Genomic DNA, 1,790 nt, shown 5'->3' with positions numbered 1-1,790 from the left:
TCCTCCTTCCCTCCAAGGTCATCTCCGAGCAATACGCGGCGACGGAAATCGAGACGAAGGACGGCGAAATCATCGCAGGCCGCATTGAGAGCGAAACCGAGCGCGCAATCGTCATCCGCGCGAATCCGTTCGCGCCGGAGAATGTGACGGTGCCAAAACGGAACGTGCAGCGCCGCAGCCTCTCCAAAACTTCCAACATGCCCACAGGAATCGTCAACATCCTGGAGAAGGACCAGATTCTCGACTTACTCGCGTATCTAATGGCGGAAGGCGATGCCAACGACGCGCGCTTTCAGAAATAGCGCTTCCAATCAATTCCCTCCCTTGCGCAGAGGGTCGGGTGAGGGCGAACACGGTGGGACAAGTGCGCTGGATTGATCGGAGACACTGCCCTGATCGATCTTCGTTCGCCAATCCTTCGGGTATGCGACTGCGATCTCGCGGGACGTTGAGGCCGGCGACGGGGAAAGCTGCCGTTGCAGGCTGTTGGCGCGTTGTTGAAAACGCAGGCCCAACTGCGCGGCGCGCCGCATTTGAGCCTGAGCCGCCGCGGGATATCTTTCCGCAAGGACGGCCGCGATTTTCCCGGAGATCCCGTAAATCCGATTCGTGATGGCCTCGACGCGGAAAACATTTGTGGAGAGGAAAGGTTTGGCCGTCGGCGAATCGGTCGAAGTTCAGCGTGAGCGCCGGCAGATCATCCACGCGCCGGAAACTGCCGGGGCCTCCCTTGAGGTGGACTGCCACGTTCGTATAGATCGTGGCGCCTTCCCGAATGGTCGCAGGAACATATTGGCGTGGACTTTTCCGCAAGCGGTTCATTCCGTCAGCGGAGATCTCCATTTCCAACGCCGGGATCGAGTCCCGGAATAGATCAGCTCCGGCGGCTCGTGCTTGCGGAGTTTGCCCGGCCCAACCGGGCGTCATTGAAATGCACAGGAAGGCGCAAATGAGTGAGAGTGGCAGCCGCATCGCGAAAGGCTGGCTCATCCGAATAGTTGCTGGCGCAAGCGTAGGTCTGACGGTCGATCCACGGATACGGTCATTAGACGCGCGACCTACCAATTTGTTTCTCACTTTGTACGGCTAATGGACCTTCCACGGCTCAAACTCTGCTCCGTATCTTGCGAGTCCGCCCTCGGTCGGCAGAGAACCCGGCAGGAGTTCGTGAACCATGAATTCATCGGCGACACCGAATTCGTTCCGTAATCCGGCCTCACTTCCGGGCTTGAAACCGAAGCGTTGATAGTAGCCTGGCCCCCCAACGACTACGACGAATGCCCAGCCTTGCCTTCGACAAATCGTCAATCCTTCCCGCACCAGCGCCGATCCCACACCGCGGCCTTGATGAGATGGCAGAACGGCCAGCGGCCCTAATCCCAGTCCACGGACGGAAACGTTGGCTCGACCAATCGTCACCGGGCTGAAAAGGATGTGGCCGACGACTCGCCCATCCATCTCCGCGACGAGCGACACCGGTGCATGAGCGCCGGCTCGCAGTTGATCCACCAACCGCGCTTCCGCGTCCGTGGGAAACGCGGAGCGGAGGACGGCGTCCACTCCGATGCGATCTTGCGGTCGCTCAGATCGAATGGACATGTTTGGCTCACTTTTCATGAACCCACCCCTTCACCCTTCCCAGGAGGGAAATGCGGCGAAAATCGCGCCGTAGGTGCGCGTTGACTCATGGGAAAAGCTTACCGAAGGGGATCTGAGTTTTGGTTCGGCTGACTCATCATAGTGTGGACTGTTTTCGGACCTGGCGGAACAGAGCTTTGAGCTGCTCTTCC

At 59.2% G+C, this 1,790-nt stretch carries 1 protein-coding gene; it reads right to left on the bottom strand.

The genetic code is table 11. The annotated features are described in order from the left end of the window. Nucleotides 1-1,086 precede the first annotated feature (1,086 nt). Nucleotides 1,087-1,599: an N-acetyltransferase gene (locus tag FJ398_27520; GenBank protein MBM3841626.1), complete on the bottom strand. Its 513-nt coding sequence runs from the start codon at nucleotides 1,597-1,599 to the stop codon at nucleotides 1,087-1,089. Nucleotides 1,600-1,790: the final 191 nt, after the last annotated feature.

It is taken from the genome of Verrucomicrobiota bacterium, from assembly GCA_016871535.1.
GTDB lineage: Bacteria > Verrucomicrobiota > Verrucomicrobiia > Limisphaerales > SIBE01 > VHCZ01.
Note: the sequence above shows the minus strand (reverse complement) of the source record. Positions and strands in the feature narration are given on the sequence as shown.